Annotated in this window: 1 protein-coding gene; it reads left to right on the forward strand. The window is 59.5% G+C overall.

The annotated features are described in order from the left end of the window. Positions 1 to 1,829, forward strand: a 1,829-nt coding sequence (locus tag Q0216_RS00330; RefSeq protein WP_298591938.1) for a M13 family metallopeptidase, incomplete at its 5' end; no start/stop codon positions are given. Positions 1,830 to 1,896 lie beyond the last annotated feature (67 nt).

Raw genomic sequence — 1,896 nt, forward strand, 5'->3', positions numbered from 1 at the left:
ACGCAGAGAAGCACGTGCGTGAGCTGGTGGAGAAGATTGCGAAGGAGCAGCCGGAGTCCCGTATTGGCGCGCTGTACAACTCCTTCATGGATGTTGAGAAGATTGAGGCGGACGGCCTGGAGCCGCTGCTGAAGGAAATCGCCCCGATCCTGAAGTCGGCAACCCCCACTCACCTGGCTGTGGCCCTGGCGTTGCTGTCTCGTGCGGGTCTGCCGCAGCTGTTCGCCTGGTACACCAGCAACGACCCGAAGGACCCGAAGAATTACACGTTCTTCCTGTACCAGTCGGGTCTGGGCCTGCCGGATGAGTCGTACTACCGTGAAGAGAAGCACGAGCAGGCGTGCGCGGCGTACGTTGAGCATATTGCCCGCATGTTTGAGCTGACCGGTCTGGCTGAGGGCTTCGGCCTGACTCCGGAGCAGGCGGCTCAGGTGGTGTTCACCCACGAGTCGGAGCTGGCTCGCCTGCACTGGAACGTTGTGGAGAACCGTGACGCTGAGGCGACCTACAACCCGTACCAGGCAACCGAGCTGGATGAGAAGTTCCCCGGTTTCCCGTTCTCCCAGTGGCTGCTGGCGCTCGGTGCTGACCCGCAGACCCTGGGCCAGGTTATTGTGGCTCAGCCGTCCTTCTTTGAGGGTGCGGCGAAGCTGTTCACCTCCATCCCGCTGATGTGCTGGAAGCTGTGGGCTATGTGGACTGTTCTGCGTTCGCGTGCGCCGTTCATGTACGACGAGCTGGTTCAGGAGAGCTTCAACTTCTACGGCAAGACCCTCTCCGGTACTCAGCAGATTCGTGAGCGCTGGAAGCGCGGCGTGGGCGCCGTCGAGAAGGCTCTGGGTGAGGAGATCGGCCAGGAGTACGTGGCTGTGCACTTCCCGCCTTCGCATAAGGAGAAGATGCTGGTTCTGGTCGGCAACCTCCTGGAGGCGTACCGCGAGTCTATCGAGTCGCTGGACTGGATGACTGAGGCAACCCGCGAGAAGGCGCTGGAGAAGCTGTCGAAGTTCGTCACCAAGATCGGTTACCCCGATAAGTGGCGTGACTTCTCCGCACTGGAGCTGGTGCCCGGTGACCTGTTTGAGAACCTGCGCCGTACCGGTGCGTTTGATGCTGACTGGCTGATTGCCCGTAAGGGTCAGCCGGTGGATAAGTCGGAGTGGCTGATGACTCCGCAGACCGTGAACGCGTACTACATGCCGCCGGCGAATGAGATTGTGTTCCCGGCAGCGATTCTGCAGCCACCGTACTTCAACCCGGATGCTGACGATGCGGCGAACTACGGCAATATCGGCATGATTATTGGCCACGAGATTGGTCATGGTTTTGACGATCAGGGTTCCCGCTACGACGGCGATGGCAAGCTGGAGAGCTGGTGGACCGAGGAGGATTACGCGAAGTTCAAGGAGCGTACCGCAGCGCTGGTGGAGCAGTACAACGCGTACGTTCCGGTGGGTCTGGACCCGAAGTTCCACGTGAATGGTGAGCTGACTCTGGGTGAGAACATTGGTGACCTGTCCGGCATGTCGATTGCGTTGAAGGCGTACCGCCTGGCTTTGAAGAAGCAGGGTATCGAGTCGCTGGCTGACGCACCGGTGATTGACGGTATGACTGCTATTCAGCGTTTCTTCTTCTCGAATGCTCGCGGCTGGTGCACGAAGTCCCGCCCGCAGCATGCTGAGGTGATGATTTCGGTGGATCCGCATTCGCCGGATGAGTTCCGTGTGAACGGTGTGGTGCGCAATATCGACGAGTTCTATGAGGCGTTTGGCGTCTCTGAGGGCGATGCACTGTACCTGGCTCCGGAGGAGCGCGTGCGCATCTGGTAGCATCCTGATAAGGGTATATGCTTTATTGCGTATATAAGTGAGGCGCCCGCCTCGTGGGTTTATTCCA

The sequence above is a fragment of the uncultured Rothia sp. genome, assembly GCF_937976295.1.
Lineage (GTDB): Bacteria > Actinomycetota > Actinomycetes > Actinomycetales > Micrococcaceae > Rothia.